The sequence below is a fragment of the Shewanella sp. AS1 genome, assembly GCF_021412565.1.
Taxonomy (GTDB): Bacteria; Pseudomonadota; Gammaproteobacteria; order Enterobacterales; family Shewanellaceae; genus Shewanella.
This window is the reverse complement of sequence record NZ_JAKCLJ010000013.1, coordinates 1-14,214: the sequence shown is the minus strand read 5'-3', so window position 1 is coordinate 14,214 and position 14,214 is coordinate 1. Positions and strand designations below refer to the sequence as shown.

Below are 14,214 nucleotides of genomic sequence, written 5' to 3'. Positions count from 1 at the left end.
ATGGTTAATTGTTATACGCACATAGTATTAGGACTGGGAGCCACAGGGCTTTCGGTGGTGCGTTATTTAACAAAGCAGGGGATCACGCCTCTGGTGATGGACAGTCGTGCGCTGCCTCCAGGCAAGGAGGAGCTCAGTCGAGAGTTTCCCGAAGTTCCCTTACTTACCGGCGGTTTCGATTGTCGCCATCTGGTGCAGGCGACTCAGATTGTGATTAGCCCAGGCATCCCCCTCGATACACCAGAGATCCGCGCTGCGGTGGATATGGGAATCGATGTGGTGGGTGATGTGGAGTTGTTTGCTCGCGCCATTGCCGATAAAGCTCCCTGTGTTATTGGCATTACCGGCTCCAACGGTAAATCGACTGTGACCACACTTGTAGGTGAGATGCTGCAAACCGCAGGCATTAATTGTGCCGTGGGCGGCAATATAGGTGTACCTGTATTGAATCTGCTCGATAAAGGCCATGAAATCTATGTGCTTGAGTTGTCCAGTTTCCAACTGGAGACCACAAGTAGTTTGAACTGTATCAGCGCCACTTGCCTGAATATCAGTGAAGATCATATGGACAGGTATGCGGATTTAGAGGCGTATCGTCAGGCGAAGCTGCGTCTCTATGACCAGAGCAATCTGGTGGTGATCAATCGCGATGATCCATTAACTGCGCCTAATGAACCCATGAATCAGACTAGTTTTGGCCTGTCCAAACCTGAAGGTGATGTCTGGGGCATTAACCATGGCATTTTAGTGCATGGTGATACTGAATATGTAGCGATTGCAGATCTTGCTCTGGTTGGCAGCCACAATCACGCGAATCTGTTGGTGGCCATGGCGCTGGCCGACAGCGTCGATGTGGACAAGGCATCTATGGTGGAGGTCGCCACCCATTTTACCGGGCTGGCCCATCGCTGTGAACTGGTGGCCAGACGCAATGGCGTGACTTATGTGAACGATTCTAAGGCGACCAATGTAGGCGCGACACTAGCGGCGCTAAATGGGCTGGCGCAGTATCAGGGCGAGATCATCTTAATCGCGGGGGGCGAGGGCAAAGGCGCCGATTTCTCGCAATTGTCCGAGGCACTTAAAAATGTAAGTCATCTTATTACCTTAGGTAAGGATGGCGATCAGATTGCGGCATTGTTTGAGGGGACGATTAAGGTTGACTCTATGAGTGAGGCGGTCGAGCAGGCCGCAACTTTGGCCGGTGAAGGGGATCTGGTGCTCTTGTCACCAGCCTGCGCCAGCTTAGACATGTACAGTAATTTTATGGCGCGGGGAGATGATTTCCGTGCTCAGGTGGCGGCGCTCGATGCCGAGGTGAGTCATGCGTAGCGATGAGCGCCAACTAAACCTGTTCGGCACCAGCATCAACTGGTCGCTGCCGGATCTGTTTAGTCAGCGTGAAGCGCCTGGGATGCAGCTTTACGACAGAAGCCTGTTGTTTGCCGTGATCTCACTCATCTGCTTTGGCTTTATCATGGTGATGTCGGCCTCTATGTCAGAGGCGATGACGCTGACTGGCAATCCGTATCATTTTGTTTGGCGTCATCTGGCTTATATCGCAGGTTGTGTGACTATCGCCGCCGTGGTGCTGCAGATTGAGATGCACCGCTGGCAGCAGCTGAGCCCGTTATTGCTGCTTATTGTCGGTATCATGCTGTTATTTGTGCCCTTTGTGGGAACGACTGTGAATGGCGCGACCCGTTGGTTGTCTGTGGGGCCGATACGTATTCAGGTGGCAGAGTTGGCCAAGTTTGCCTTTGCGGTTTACATGGCGGGTTATCTGGTAAGGCGTCACCAGGAGGTGCGTGAAAATGCTAAGGGTTTTTATAAACCGATAGCGGTATTTGCCGTCTATGCCGTGCTTATCCTGCTGCAACCTGACTTGGGGACTGTGGTGGTCTTGTTTGTCGGCACAGTTGGCTTACTGTTTTTGGCCGGTGCCCGTTTGTTTGACTTTTTTGCCTTGATCCTGACCGGAGCCGGGGCATTTGTGGGTCTGGTGTTGATCGAACCCTACCGGATGCGCCGGGTGACTTCGTTTCTCGACCCCTGGCAGGATCCCTTCGGCAGCGGTTATCAGTTGACTCAGTCGCTGATGGCCTATGGCCGCGGTGACTGGCTGGGTCAGGGCCTCGGCAACAGTATTCAGAAGTTGGAATACCTACCCGAGGCCCACACGGATTTTATCTTCGCCGTGATAGGTGAGGAGCTTGGCTTTATCGGTATCATAGCCGTACTCAGTGTGCTGCTGTTTGTGGCACTGCGGGCGATTCGCCTGGGGAATCAATGTCTGGCGATGGACAGGGCATTTGAAGGTTATCTGGCTTATGCCATCGGCATCTGGATCTGTTTCCAGACTGTAGTGAACGTGGGGGCGAGTATCGGCATGTTGCCCACCAAAGGTTTGACTCTGCCCTTCATCAGTTACGGCGGCAGTAGTCTGTGGGTGATGACGGCTGCAGCCATGTTATTGATAAGAATTGACCATGAACGCCGCCTGAGTTTGATCCAGGCGGTTCAAGGTAAGGTGAGATAATGGCTTTAGAGAAACGCATTTTGATCATGGCAGGTGGCACGGGAGGACATGTGTTCCCGGCATTGGCCGTGGCCAAATTTTTAGCCAAGCAGGGCTGGAAGGTGCGTTGGCTGGGTACCGCCGAGCGCATGGAGGCTCGCCTGGTGCCCCAGCATGGTTTCGATATCGATTTTCTCGATATCAAAGGGGTTCGCGGCAATGGCCTGATACGTAAGTTGGCGGCGCCCTTTAAGATACTGCGCTCTATCATGCAGGCGCGCCAAGTGATTAACGAGTTTCAGCCCCATGTGGTGCTGGGCATGGGCGGCTTTGCCAGCGGCCCTGGCGGAGTGGCGGCACGTTTAAGTGGTATTCCGCTTGTGCTGCATGAGCAAAATGCGATTCCCGGGATGACCAACAAATTGCTGTCGCGTATCGCAACTAGGGTGTTGTGTGCCTTTGAAAACACCTTTGCCCAGGGCGCCGAAGTGGTGGGTAATCCCATTCGCAGCGAGCTTATTGCGCTGGGGCAGCAAAATGCGCCTAAGGCTGAAGACGATGCCCTGCGGGTGCTTGTCGTGGGGGGCAGCCTAGGGGCGAAAGTGTTTAATGACTTGATGCCGGTAGCAACGGCTGCTGTGAGTAAACATCATTCGATTACCGTGTGGCATCAGGTGGGCCGTGGCAATCTGGCGGCGGTAGAGAATGAGTATCAGCAGCTTGGGCATTCTGGCAATGTCAAAGTGGCCGAGTTTATCGATGATATGGAAGCGGCCTATCGCTGGGCCGACCTGGTGTTATGTCGCGCCGGCGCATTGACAGTATCTGAGGTGGCGGCCGTGGGTTTACCCAGTCTGCTGGTGCCTTATCCCTATGCGGTGGACGATCATCAGACTAAGAATGCCAAAGTATTAGTGCAGGCTGGCGGCGCCTTTTTATTGCCCCAGGCCGTGTTAGATAGCGACAAATTAATCAGCAAGCTGGAGATGCTGGCCTCCAATCGCCAGGCTCTGATTGAGATGGGCGTCCAGGCTAAGAATGTCGCAGTGTTAGATGCAACCGAGCGGGTCGCACAAGTGTGTATCGCGCTGGCTAATAAGGATTCAAATGAGTAACGCCGAGAAATACGCCCAGTTAAGAACCATCATTCCTGAGATGCGTCGGGTCAAGCAGATCTATTTTATCGGGATCGGCGGCGCCGGTATGGGCGGTATTGCCGAGGTATTGGTGAATGAAGGTTATAAGTTAAGCGGCTCAGATATTGCCGAGAATGCGGTCACGACACGTTTAAGAAACCTGGGTGCCAAGATCTATATCGGCCACAAAGCTGAGCAGATCCAGGGCGCCGATGTGGTGGTAGTCTCGACCGCCATAGATCGCACGAATCCTGAGATAGTCGCGGCTAAAGAGCTGCGTATTCCTATCGTGCGCCGCGCCGAAATGCTGGCCGAATTGATGCGTTATCGTCATGGGGTTGCCGTTGCCGGTACCCATGGTAAAACCACGACCACAAGTTTGATTGCCAGTGTTTATGGCCAGGCGGAGCGGGATCCGACCTTTGTGATTGGCGGCCTGCTTAACAGCGCCGGCACCAATGCTCGCCTGGGTAAGAGCCGTTATCTTATTGCTGAGGCTGATGAGAGCGATGCCAGCTTCCTGCATCTGCAGCCTATGGTCAGCGTAGTCACCAATATCGAAGCCGACCACATGGATACCTATGAAGGGGATTTTGAGAAACTCAAATCTACCTTTATCGAGTTTCTCCATAACCTGCCGTTTTACGGTGTTGCTGTGGCCTGTATCGATGATCCTGTGGTGAGGGAACTGATCCCACAAGTGGCACGTAAGGTGGTGACCTATGGTTTCAGCGAAGATGCCGATGTGCGGGCTCTGAACTTTGTCCAGCAGGGTTACAGCTGCCGTTTTACCGTGCGTCGTCACGGCATTGAGGATCTGGAGCTGACGGTTAACTTGCCGGGTCAGCACAATGTGCTTAATGCCCTGGCCGCTATTGCAGTTGCCACAGAAGATGAAATTGAAGACAGCGCCATTATCAAAGCCCTGGCCGAGTTCCAGGGCATAGGTCGCCGATTCCAGCAATTGGGAGAACTGGCTGTTGAGGCGGGCAGCGCCATGCTGGTGGACGATTATGGTCACCATCCCAGTGAGGTGGCGGCAACCATTAAGGCGGCGCGTTCCGGCTGGCCGGAGAAGCGTTTGGTGATGATCTATCAGCCGCACAGATACAGCCGTACCCGGGATCTCTATGAAGATTTTGTCGAAGTCTTGTCCCAGGTCGATTGCCTGCTGTTACTGGATGTCTATTCGGCTGGTGAAGCGCCAATTCCCGGGGCGGACAGCCGTGCATTGTGCCGCTCTATTCGTCAGCGTGGTCAGTTGGATCCCATTTTTGTGGCGTCCGCCGATCAGCTAACGGATATATTGTCGGGTGTATTACAGGATGGCGATCTGTTACTGACTCAGGGCGCGGGCAATATAGGGGCGATAAGCCGTCAGTTAGTCGATGCTAAATTGCTGTGAAAAAGGGCAGATTCTTGAGTGACAGCATGCTGTTTAATGAAGTTTTTGACCCTAAAGTTAAGCTCGCTATAATGGCCGGTTACTTACAGAAGATGAAAAACAAATTGTTTGTTTTTTGCACTAAAAATAGTGGTTTAGGACGATAAAAATGTCCTGGAGTCAAGTGGGAAGTCGTTGGGCAGGCAGACTGAAACAGGTAGATTGGTATCTGTGTTTTGGTTTGATTTTTCTCTTCCTGGTGCTCTGTGGTTTAACCATGGGGGGATGGAAGCTGCATAGGGTGTTAAATGATGCTGATGCCTTGCCTATCGAAGCGGTGGCGATTAAAGGTCAGCGACGTTTCACCAGTGATAGTGAGATCCAACTTGCCCTGCAGGACTTGATGAAGCGGAGTTTTTTTTCGGCGGATGTGAACCAGGTTCAGCAGGCCTTAGAGGCGCTCCCTTGGGTCTATCACGCTTCGGTCCGGCGCGAGTGGCCGGCAAAATTGAAGATTTACCTGGTGGAGCAGCAGGCGGTAGCGCACTGGAATGAGACCCAGTGGCTCAATCAGCAGGGAGAGGTATTTCAGGCACCTGCCATCGAGGGGATAGCGCCACTTCCCTATCTGGAGGGGCCAGATGATCAGGCGCAAGTAGTATTGACTAATTATCGCCAGATCAATGAGTTGTTAACTATTAATGGGTTCAAGTTAACCGATTTGCAGTTGAGTCCCAGACATGCCTGGCTAGCGTTTTTAGACAGCGGCATCGAATTGAATCTGGGACGGGAAGATAAAATGGCGCGGGTACAACGCTTTATCGATGTGTATCCCATCTTGATAAAGCAAGGCAAACCTGTGGCAAAAGTAGACTTACGATACGATACCGGATTGGCCGTAGGTTGGGGGGAAGCACAAAATGAGAAGCATTAATTAATGACCAAGAATCAAGATAGAAATCTGATCGTTGGATTAGACATAGGGACATCGAAAGTTGCTGTGATCATTGGTGAAGTGCTGCCAGATGGTGAGATCAGTGTGGTCGGCCTAGGGAATCATCCTTCCCGCGGTATGGATAAAGGTGGAGTTAACGATCTCGATTCTATCGTACGCAGTGTACAAAGGGCGCTGGATCAGGCCGAGCTGATGGCCGATTGTCAGGTTGCCTCTGTCTACTTAGGGATCTCGGGCAAACATATTCAGTGCCAGAACGAAAATGGCATGGTGTCGATCAACGACGAAGAGGTGACTCAGGAAGATGTGGATAATGTTATCCATACGGCGCGGTCGGTAAAAATCCCAACCGAACGTCGAATCTTACATGTGCTACCTCAGGAGTTCGCCATCGACGTGCAAGAAGGGATAAGAAGCCCTATCGGCATGTCGGGCATGCGGATGGAAGCCAAGGTGCATATAGTCACCTGTGCCAATGATATGGCGAAGAACATCACTAAGAGTGTCGAGCGTTGCGGCCTGAAGGTGGACGACTTAGTGTTCTCGGCCATCGCCTCTGCAGACTCAGTGCTGACCGATGATGAAAAAGATTTAGGTGTGTGTCTGGTGGATATGGGCGGTGGTACCACAGATATTGCCATTTACACCAATGGGGCGCTGCGTCACTGCGCCGTGGTGCCGGTTGCGGGCAACCAGGTGACCAGTGATATCGCCAAGATTTTCCGTACGCCTCTGTCTCATGCCGAGCAGATTAAAGTGCAGTACGCCAGCGCCAGAAGCTCAATGGTGAGCCGTGAAGACAGCATAGAAGTGCCCTCGGTGGGCGGGCGTCCCTCACGGACCATGTCGCGCCATACATTGGCCGAAGTGGTGGAGCCACGCTATCAGGAGCTGTTCGAGCTGGTGCGTAAAGAGCTAAAAGATTGTGGCCTGGAAGATCAGGTCGCCGCCGGTATCGTATTGACCGGCGGTACAGCTTCCATCGAAGGGGCTGTCGATGTGGCCGAAGCCACATTTGGTATGCCGGTACGGGTTGCCGAGCCGCTGCCAGTGAAAGGATTGTTTGAATATGTCAATCAACCTGTTTACTCCACCGGAGTCGGGTTGTTGCATTACGGGGCAAGAAGGGTCATCGAGCGTCAGTTCGAGCGCCCTGAACGCCAAGGGGTAGTCAGCTTTTGGAATCGGGTCCAGAGCTGGTTTAAAGGTGAGTTTTAATTAATAACGCAGACTAAACGGAGAAAAGGCCATGTTTGAGATCATGGATAGTCATTCAGACGAGGCGGTGATCAAGGTCATCGGTGTCGGTGGTGGCGGTGGTAATGCCGTCGAACATATGGTGAAACACAACATCGAAGGTGTTGAGTTTGTGGCCACAAATACAGACGCTCAGGCGCTGCGTAAATCGGCGGCTGGCACAACAATTCAATTGGGTCGCGACGTGACTAAAGGGCTTGGCGCAGGTGCCAACCCTGAGATAGGTCGTCTTGCGGCTGAAGAAGACAGAGAGAATATCCGTAACGCGATTAAAGGCTCAGACATGATCTTTATCGCCGCCGGTATGGGTGGTGGTACAGGTACGGGTGCAGCGCCTGTGGTGGCCGAGGTTGCCCGTGAAGAGGGAATTTTGACCGTTGCCGTGGTGACTAAGCCTTTCCCATTTGAAGGCAAGAAGCGTATGGCTTACGCCGATCAGGGGATCGAAATGCTGGCTAAGCATGTGGATTCTTTGATCACTATCCCTAACGAAAAACTGCTTAAAGTGCTAGGTCGTGGTACTTCGTTACTGGACGCCTTTGCCGCGGCCAACAACGTATTACTCGGCGCAGTTCAAGGGATTGCTGAGCTGATCACCCGTCCGGGTCTGATCAACGTCGACTTCGCGGACGTGAAGACGGTAATGTCAGAGATGGGTAATGCCATGATGGGAACCGGCGTTGCTAGCGGTGAAGACAGAGCCGAAGAAGCGGCTGAAGCGGCGGTTGCCAGCCCATTACTGGAAGATATCGATCTCGCCGGTGCCCGTGGCGTGTTGGTCAACATAACAGCCGGTATGGATATGAGTATCGAAGAGTTTGAGACTGTGGGTAACCATGTTAAAGCCTATGCTTCAGACAACGCCACTGTGGTTGTGGGCGCGGTGATCGATCCTGAAATGAGCGATGAGCTCAGAGTGACTGTTGTGGCAACCGGGATTGGCGCCGAAAAGCGTCCAGATATCCAGTTGGTGGCTAAGCCAGCGCCAGTAGTCACTCCAGCACCACAAGAGGTGAAGATCGAATTGCCGATCGAAGATAAAATGCAGCATGCTATGGGGGCTGGTAATGTGGTTTCTGCGGCTCAACCTGCAGCCGCTCCGGCGCCAAAGAGTGACCTTGATTACTTAGATATTCCCGCATTTTTGCGTAAGCAGGCGGATTAACCGAGTCGCTTTTTGAGTGGTTTTGACTGTGGCGGCCAGGGTTACAGCAGGAGTTTACGGTGCATCAGCGCAGTAAATTTTTGCGAATGACTAAAGGTATGCTAAGATGTCCGACCTGCCGCGCATTTATGTGGCGATTTGCTATGCCAAAATGAACGGCTTTTGTTGAGATAGAACGGGTTAAACAAATGATTTTTCAAAGAACTGTTAAAGAAATGGTTAAGACCACAGGTGTCGGATTGCATTCCGGCAATAAGGTGACTTTGACGATCAAGCCCGCACCAGTTAATACAGGGATCGTATTGGTTCGTACGGACTTAACGCCTAATGTTGCAATCGCGGCTAAGGCAGATCAAGTCAATGAGACGACCATGTGTACGGCACTTGTCAATGAAGATGGTGTTCGTATTTCAACGATTGAACATCTGTTTGCGGCCTTAGCAGGTTTAGGGATCGACAATGCTGAAATTTCAGTCGACGCCCCTGAGATCCCTATTATGGATGGCAGTGCCAGTCCTTGGGTATTCCTGTTGCAGTCAGTTGGCGTGCAAGAGCAAACGGCCCCGAAAAAATATCTAAGAATCAAGCAACCTGTGCGCGTTGAAGATGGGGATAAATGGGCGGAGTTACGTCCCTACAAAGGATTTAAAGTCGATTTTGCTATCGATTTTAATCATCCTGAGATCGCCAGAAGTCAGCAGCATATGGTGATGGATTTTTCATCGTCGGCCTTTATTCGTGATATCAGCCGTGCAAGAACCTTCGGTTTTATGCGTGATATCGAATACCTACGAGCCAATAACCTGGCGCTGGGTGGCAGCATGGAAAACGCCGTTGTGCTTGATGAATACCGCGTCCTCAACCCCGATGGTCTGCGTTATGAGGACGAGTTTGTTAAGCACAAAATACTCGATGCATTCGGTGATCTTTATGTTGCCGGCCATGCAATTATCGGTGAGTTTCGTGCCTTTAAGACAGGTCACGCACTGAACAATCAGTTAGTGCGGGCCCTGTTAGCCCAGCAAGAGGCTTGGGAACTGGTGAGTTTCGAGAACGAAGAAGAGGCACCAGTAAGCTTCTCGGTACCCGTGGGTGCCAGCTTCGCCTAAACTATAGAGTTAAGACTGCCTTGAACGGCTGGCTAAAGCAGCCAGCCGTTTTAGTTTTTGGCCTAGCGAACCTTCTGTATGTTCTGCCAGCGCCTGAATGTGCGCCGCCGCTGTTTCGCTGATCTGGTTGTGAGCTTGCTTGGGTTTTGCATCCAGTAGATTCAAGCCCGGGTTGACTTTAACCTCGATAGCAGACAGCATGGGGAGCATTTCGATCTGCAACTGTTGTAGTATTTTGGGTTTTTGGAAGTTAATTCTTGCAGCCCAGGCAGCAGTCGTCGTTTCGATAACGAGAACGCCTTGACGAAAATTGGCAACTTTAAATTGTTCCGTGACAGGACCCGAAATCACTTGTTTCACATAGTGATCTAAGTGAAGTAGCAGTTCGGCTTTTTCAGCGATAGAGGGCAGTTGTCCCTGCTGATGCAGTAGTTGACTGAGATCCTGTGGGGACTTTTTCATAATTGAATAATAGTGGCTTGATGAGGCTATGAGTGTAACAGTTTTTATCCAAGGTCGAAATGGCGTCACGCGCTGGCAACCTGGAAAGCGTTGGCTGCTTCTGCCGGTTTTATTGATCGCAGCGGGCACAGGTTTATATCAACACAATGCAAAGCAGTTTCAGCAACAGCAGGCGAGTGTAGATAACGAGCGTATTGCCCGTGAACAGCAAAAGCATCAACTTATTGAGCTTAAAGGGGCGACCGAGTCCCAATTGGCCATGTTAGTGACCCATGTCGCTCGCATGCAGGCTAAACTCGCCCGCATCGAGGCGCTTGGTCAGCAGGTGGCAAAAGATTATAAGCTCGAAGATCAATTCGATTTCTCCTCTGAGGTTGGTATTGGCGGCATAAGTGAATTAGGCAGCAGTATCGAGCTCGATCAGCTTATTCAGGATATGGATAGGCTAGTGTCCAGAATAGATAATAATAATGTTCAACTGTCACTACTTGAAACAGTAACATCTAATCTCCATATAGATGGAGAACGTTATATATCGGGACGCCCCATCCAGAAAGGATGGTTATCCTCCCCCTATGGTTTACGTAATGACCCCTTTAATGGCCGACGAGCGATGCACAAAGGTATCGACTTTGCTGGGAAAGAGGGGGCCGATGTTGTCGCCACTGCAGGTGGTGTGGTGACTTGGTCAGGCAGTATGTTTGGTTATGGCGAGCTCGTTGAAATCGATCATGGTAATGGTCTACGAACTCGTTATGGTCACAATAAGTCTTTGTCAGTAGCTGTAGGTGATGTGGTCGCTAAAGGCCAGAGTATTGCCAAAATGGGGAGTACAGGTCGTTCGACCGGGCCTCATGTGCATTATGAAGTGTTGCGTGATGGACAACAAATCGATCCTCAAAAATATGTCTATCGCAAGGCAGATTAACAATAAAATAGGCTTTCAACTCGTTTGAATATGGGCCAATAACATAATAAGTGATTCGGATGTTTGGTAAATTACTGACAAAAATATTTGGTAGCCGTAACGATCGCACCCTTAAAACACTTGGTAAGATTGTCACTAAGATTAATGCTCTTGAAGCAGATTATGAAAAGTTCTCCGATGACGAGCTAAAGGCGAAAACCGCCGACTTTAAGCAGCGTCTCGAGTCAGGGCAATCATTAGATGATGTATTGCCCGAAGCTTTCGCGGTAGTACGCGAAGCATCGAAGCGTGTGTTCGAGATGCGTCATTTCGATGTACAGCTGCTCGGTGGTATGGTGCTCGACAGCAACCGCATCGCTGAGATGCGTACCGGTGAGGGTAAAACCTTAACCGCAACCTTACCCGCCTACCTGAACGCTTTAACGGGCAAAGGGGTTCACGTTATCACAGTGAACGATTACCTTGCTCGCCGCGATGCGGAAAATAACCGTCCCCTATTTGAATTTCTTGGCATGACAGTCGGCATCAACGTTGCCGGTATGGGGCAAGCCGAGAAGAAAATGGCTTACAACTCAGATATTACCTACGGCACCAACAACGAGTTTGGTTTCGACTATCTGCGTGACAACATGGCGTTCTCACCTGCCGATCGCGTGCAGCGTCCCCTGCATTATGCGCTGATCGATGAGGTCGACTCGATTCTAATCGATGAGGCGCGTACACCGCTTATCATCTCGGGCGCCGCCGAAGATAGCTCAGAGCTCTATATCAAGATCAACACTCTTATCCCTCATCTTATCCGTCAGGAGAAAGAGGATACAGAGGAGGAGATCGGTGAGGGTGATTACTCAGTCGATGAGAAAGCTAAGCAAGTTCACATGACAGAGCGTGGCCAGGAGAAGGTGGAGCAGCTATTGACCGATCGCGGCATGTTAGCCGAAGGCGACTCACTTTACTCAGCCGCTAATATCTCCTTGCTGCACCATGTGAACGCGGCGCTGCGGGCTCATACCCTGTTCGAGAAAGATGTCGATTATATCGTTCAAGACAACGAAGTGATCATTGTCGATGAACATACGGGACGTACTATGCCGGGTCGTCGCTGGTCCGAAGGTTTGCATCAGGCTGTTGAAGCCAAGGAAGGGGTGCATATCCAGAATGAAAACCAGACGTTGGCCTCTATCACCTTCCAGAACTTCTTCCGTCAATATGAAAAACTGGCGGGTATGACAGGTACGGCGGATACCGAAGCCTTCGAATTCCAGCATATCTATGGCTTGGATACTGTGGTGATTCCGACAAACCGTCCTATGGTGCGTAAAGATAATGCCGATCTGGTTTACTTAACCGCCGAAGAAAAATACGAAGCCATTATCAAAGATATCGTCGATTGCCGTGACCGTGGCCAGCCAGTGCTGGTCGGTACTGTGTCTATCGAGCAATCTGAGTTGCTGCATGGCCTATTAAAGAAAGCCAAGATCCCACACGAAGTACTGAACGCCAAGTTCCACGAACGTGAAGCGGATATCGTTGCTCAGGCTGGTCGTACGGGGGCGGTAACTATCGCAACCAACATGGCTGGTCGTGGTACAGATATCGTCTTGGGCGGTAACTGGAACATGGAGATCGAAGCTTTAGATACGCCAACTGCCGAGCAGAAAGCCAAGATCAAAGCCGATTGGCAGGTACGTCACGATGAAGTGGTTGCTGCAGGTGGTCTGCACATTCTCGGCACAGAACGTCACGAGTCTCGTCGTATCGATAACCAGCTGCGTGGTCGTTCAGGTCGTCAAGGGGATGCGGGTTCGTCTCGCTTCTACCTGTCGATGGAAGACAGCCTGATGCGTATCTTCGCCTCAGAGCGTGTCTCTTCCATGATGAAGAAATTGGGAATGGAGCGCGGCGAAGCTATCGAACATCCTTGGGTGTCGCGCGCTATCGAAAACGCCCAACGTAAAGTGGAAGCGCGTAACTTCGACATTCGTAAGCAGCTGCTCGAGTTTGATGATGTGGCTAACGACCAGCGTCAAGTGGTTTACGCTCAGCGTAACGAGCTGATGGATGCCGAAAGCATTCAAGACACTATCGTCAATATTCAGGAAGATGTGGTCAATGGCCTAATCGATCAATATATTCCGCCGCAATCAGTCGAAGAGTTGTGGGACGTAGCGGGTCTAGAAGTGCGACTTGAGCAGGAATATGGTCTTAAAATGCCAGTTCAGGAGTGGCTCGACAAAGAAGATGATCTCCACGAAGAGACGCTGCGTGAACGTATCGTTGATATCTGGGTAAAAGCGTATCAAGCCAAAGAAGATATGGTTGGTCCGCAAGTACTGCGCCAGTTCGAAAAGGCGGTCATGCTGCAAACCTTAGATGGTCTGTGGAAAGAGCACTTGGCAGCTATGGATCATCTGCGTCAGGGCATCCACCTGCGCGGCTATGCACAGAAGAATCCAAAGCAGGAATATAAGCGCGAGTCCTTTGAGCTGTTCCAGCAGATGCTGGAGACATTAAAGCACGATGTGATCAGCGTATTGTCCAAAGTTCAGGTGCAGGCACAGTCAGATGTTGAGCAGATGGAAGAGCGTCGCCGTCAGGAAGAGGCGAAGATCCGCCGTGACTATCAACACGCACAGGCTGAAGCCATAGTGGGCGCTGAAGAAGCACAAGCGCTGGCATCGACACAGCCTATCGTACGTGAGGGCGAAAAAGTGGGTCGAAACGATCCTTGCCCTTGTGGTTCAGGCCGTAAATATAAACAGTGCCACGGCAAGATAAGTTAATTACCGCTTGTCACCATAATAAAAAAGCCATTCCTCGGAATGGCTTTTTCGATCTTCCCTTACTCAATAGCCAATAGCCAATAGCCAATCGCAAAGTAGAGTTGCTTATATTTTTGGATGACAGCTGCAGGAATAAGGTCGAATTTTAACCTAAGTCGTTAATCTTGTGGATAAGTTTGGGGGTAAATGGTGTGTAGTGTGTGGCTATCTACAAAGATCGCAAAAAGTGCCAATTTTCGATGAAAACTACTTGCGCCGAAATCAGATCTCCCTATAATGCGCATCCACTGACACGGCAAAGCGCGGCTCACTGAGAGCGACAACTGAGTCAGTAATCCAAGGTTAAATCTTCATGATGAAACACGCGGATTAGCACTGAAAAGTGCAGCGTCAAAAAGTTTTCAAAAACTGCTTGACGCAACCAACGGAATGCGTAGAATACGCAGCCCTAAGCCGAGACCAAGCGTCTAACGGCAGCATCGAAAGATGCACTGCTCTTTAACAACATATCAAGTAA

Annotated in this window: 11 protein-coding genes; 10 read left to right on the top strand and 1 reads right to left on the bottom strand. The window is 51.0% G+C overall.

The features are described 5' to 3' along the window. The 8 genes from murD (at position 1) to lpxC (ending at position 9,524) form a co-directional block, all read left to right on the top strand. Positions 1 to 1,332: a UDP-N-acetylmuramoyl-L-alanine--D-glutamate ligase gene (murD, locus tag LZP69_RS14145; RefSeq protein ID WP_234201368.1), complete on the top strand. Its 1,332-nt coding sequence runs from the start codon at positions 1 to 3 to the stop codon at positions 1,330 to 1,332. Continuing rightward, entirely contained in the window at positions 1,325 to 2,539 is a 1,215-nt protein-coding gene (ftsW, locus tag LZP69_RS14140) for a cell division protein FtsW (RefSeq protein ID WP_234201367.1), read from the top strand. Before murD ends, ftsW begins: the two co-directional genes overlap by 8 nt. Then, positions 2,539 to 3,633, top strand: coding sequence for an undecaprenyldiphospho-muramoylpentapeptide beta-N-acetylglucosaminyltransferase (gene murG / locus LZP69_RS14135; RefSeq protein WP_234201366.1), 1,095 nt, complete (start codon positions 2,539 to 2,541; stop codon positions 3,631 to 3,633). The genes ftsW and murG overlap by 1 nt, the downstream gene beginning before the upstream one ends. Further along, positions 3,626 to 5,059 carry a UDP-N-acetylmuramate--L-alanine ligase gene (murC, locus tag LZP69_RS14130; protein WP_234201365.1) on the top strand — a complete coding sequence of 478 codons (1,434 nt, stop codon included), beginning with the start codon at positions 3,626 to 3,628 and terminating at the stop codon, positions 5,057 to 5,059. Before murG ends, murC begins: the two co-directional genes overlap by 8 nt. Positions 5,060 to 5,207: 148 nt before the next feature. Continuing rightward, positions 5,208 to 5,972: a cell division protein FtsQ/DivIB gene (locus tag LZP69_RS14125; RefSeq protein ID WP_234201364.1), complete on the top strand. Its 765-nt coding sequence runs from the start codon at positions 5,208 to 5,210 to the stop codon at positions 5,970 to 5,972. Positions 5,973 to 5,975: 3 nt separating this feature from the next. Next, complete coding sequence (ftsA, locus tag LZP69_RS14120) at positions 5,976 to 7,211, top strand: cell division protein FtsA (RefSeq protein WP_234201363.1); 1,236 nt, start codon at positions 5,976 to 5,978, stop codon at positions 7,209 to 7,211. Positions 7,212 to 7,242: 31 nt separating this feature from the next. Beyond that, positions 7,243 to 8,415 carry a cell division protein FtsZ gene (ftsZ, locus tag LZP69_RS14115; RefSeq protein ID WP_234201362.1) on the top strand — a complete coding sequence of 391 codons (1,173 nt, stop codon included), beginning with the start codon at positions 7,243 to 7,245 and terminating at the stop codon, positions 8,413 to 8,415. 188 nt (positions 8,416 to 8,603) lie between these two features. Continuing rightward, the gene (lpxC, locus tag LZP69_RS14110; RefSeq protein WP_234201361.1) at positions 8,604 to 9,524 is read left to right on the top strand and encodes a UDP-3-O-acyl-N-acetylglucosamine deacetylase; all 921 of its coding nucleotides are present in this window, start codon (positions 8,604 to 8,606) and stop codon (positions 9,522 to 9,524) included. A 9-nt stretch (positions 9,525 to 9,533) separates the two neighbouring features. Here lpxC and LZP69_RS14105 read toward each other — a convergent pair whose 3' ends face one another. Continuing rightward, positions 9,534 to 9,986: a DUF721 domain-containing protein gene (locus LZP69_RS14105; RefSeq protein ID WP_234201360.1), complete on the bottom strand. Its 453-nt coding sequence runs from the start codon at positions 9,984 to 9,986 to the stop codon at positions 9,534 to 9,536. A 28-nt stretch (positions 9,987 to 10,014) separates the two neighbouring features. Between LZP69_RS14105 and LZP69_RS14100 the strand changes: the two genes are divergently transcribed. Next, entirely contained in the window at positions 10,015 to 10,914 is a 900-nt protein-coding gene (locus LZP69_RS14100; protein ID WP_234201359.1) for a M23 family metallopeptidase, read from the top strand. Positions 10,915 to 10,973: 59 nt separating this feature from the next. Further along, a complete protein-coding gene (gene secA, locus LZP69_RS14095) occupies positions 10,974 to 13,697 on the top strand; it encodes a preprotein translocase subunit SecA (RefSeq protein ID WP_234201358.1) in 2,724 nt (907 codons plus the stop codon). The last annotated feature ends 517 nt before the right edge of the window (positions 13,698 to 14,214 follow it).

What these genes read in the sequence shown, in the direction of transcription:
- murD (WP_234201368.1), top strand. Translation starts at nt 1, where the DNA reads ATGGTTAATTGTTATACGCACATAGTATTAGGACTGGGAGCCACAGGG.
- ftsW (WP_234201367.1), top strand. Translation starts at nt 1,325, where the DNA reads ATGCGTAGCGATGAGCGCCAACTAAACCTGTTCGGCACCAGCATCAAC.
- murG (WP_234201366.1), top strand. Translation starts at nt 2,539, where the DNA reads ATGGCTTTAGAGAAACGCATTTTGATCATGGCAGGTGGCACGGGAGGA.
- murC (WP_234201365.1), top strand. Translation starts at nt 3,626, where the DNA reads ATGAGTAACGCCGAGAAATACGCCCAGTTAAGAACCATCATTCCTGAG.
- LZP69_RS14125 (WP_234201364.1), top strand. Translation starts at nt 5,208, where the DNA reads ATGTCCTGGAGTCAAGTGGGAAGTCGTTGGGCAGGCAGACTGAAACAG.
- ftsA (WP_234201363.1), top strand. Translation starts at nt 5,976, where the DNA reads ATGACCAAGAATCAAGATAGAAATCTGATCGTTGGATTAGACATAGGG.
- ftsZ (WP_234201362.1), top strand. Translation starts at nt 7,243, where the DNA reads ATGTTTGAGATCATGGATAGTCATTCAGACGAGGCGGTGATCAAGGTC.
- lpxC (WP_234201361.1), top strand. Translation starts at nt 8,604, where the DNA reads ATGATTTTTCAAAGAACTGTTAAAGAAATGGTTAAGACCACAGGTGTC.
- LZP69_RS14105 (WP_234201360.1), bottom strand. Translation starts at nt 9,986, where the DNA reads ATGAAAAAGTCCCCACAGGATCTCAGTCAACTACTGCATCAGCAGGGA.
- LZP69_RS14100 (WP_234201359.1), top strand. Translation starts at nt 10,015, where the DNA reads ATGAGTGTAACAGTTTTTATCCAAGGTCGAAATGGCGTCACGCGCTGG.
- secA (WP_234201358.1), top strand. Translation starts at nt 10,974, where the DNA reads ATGTTTGGTAAATTACTGACAAAAATATTTGGTAGCCGTAACGATCGC.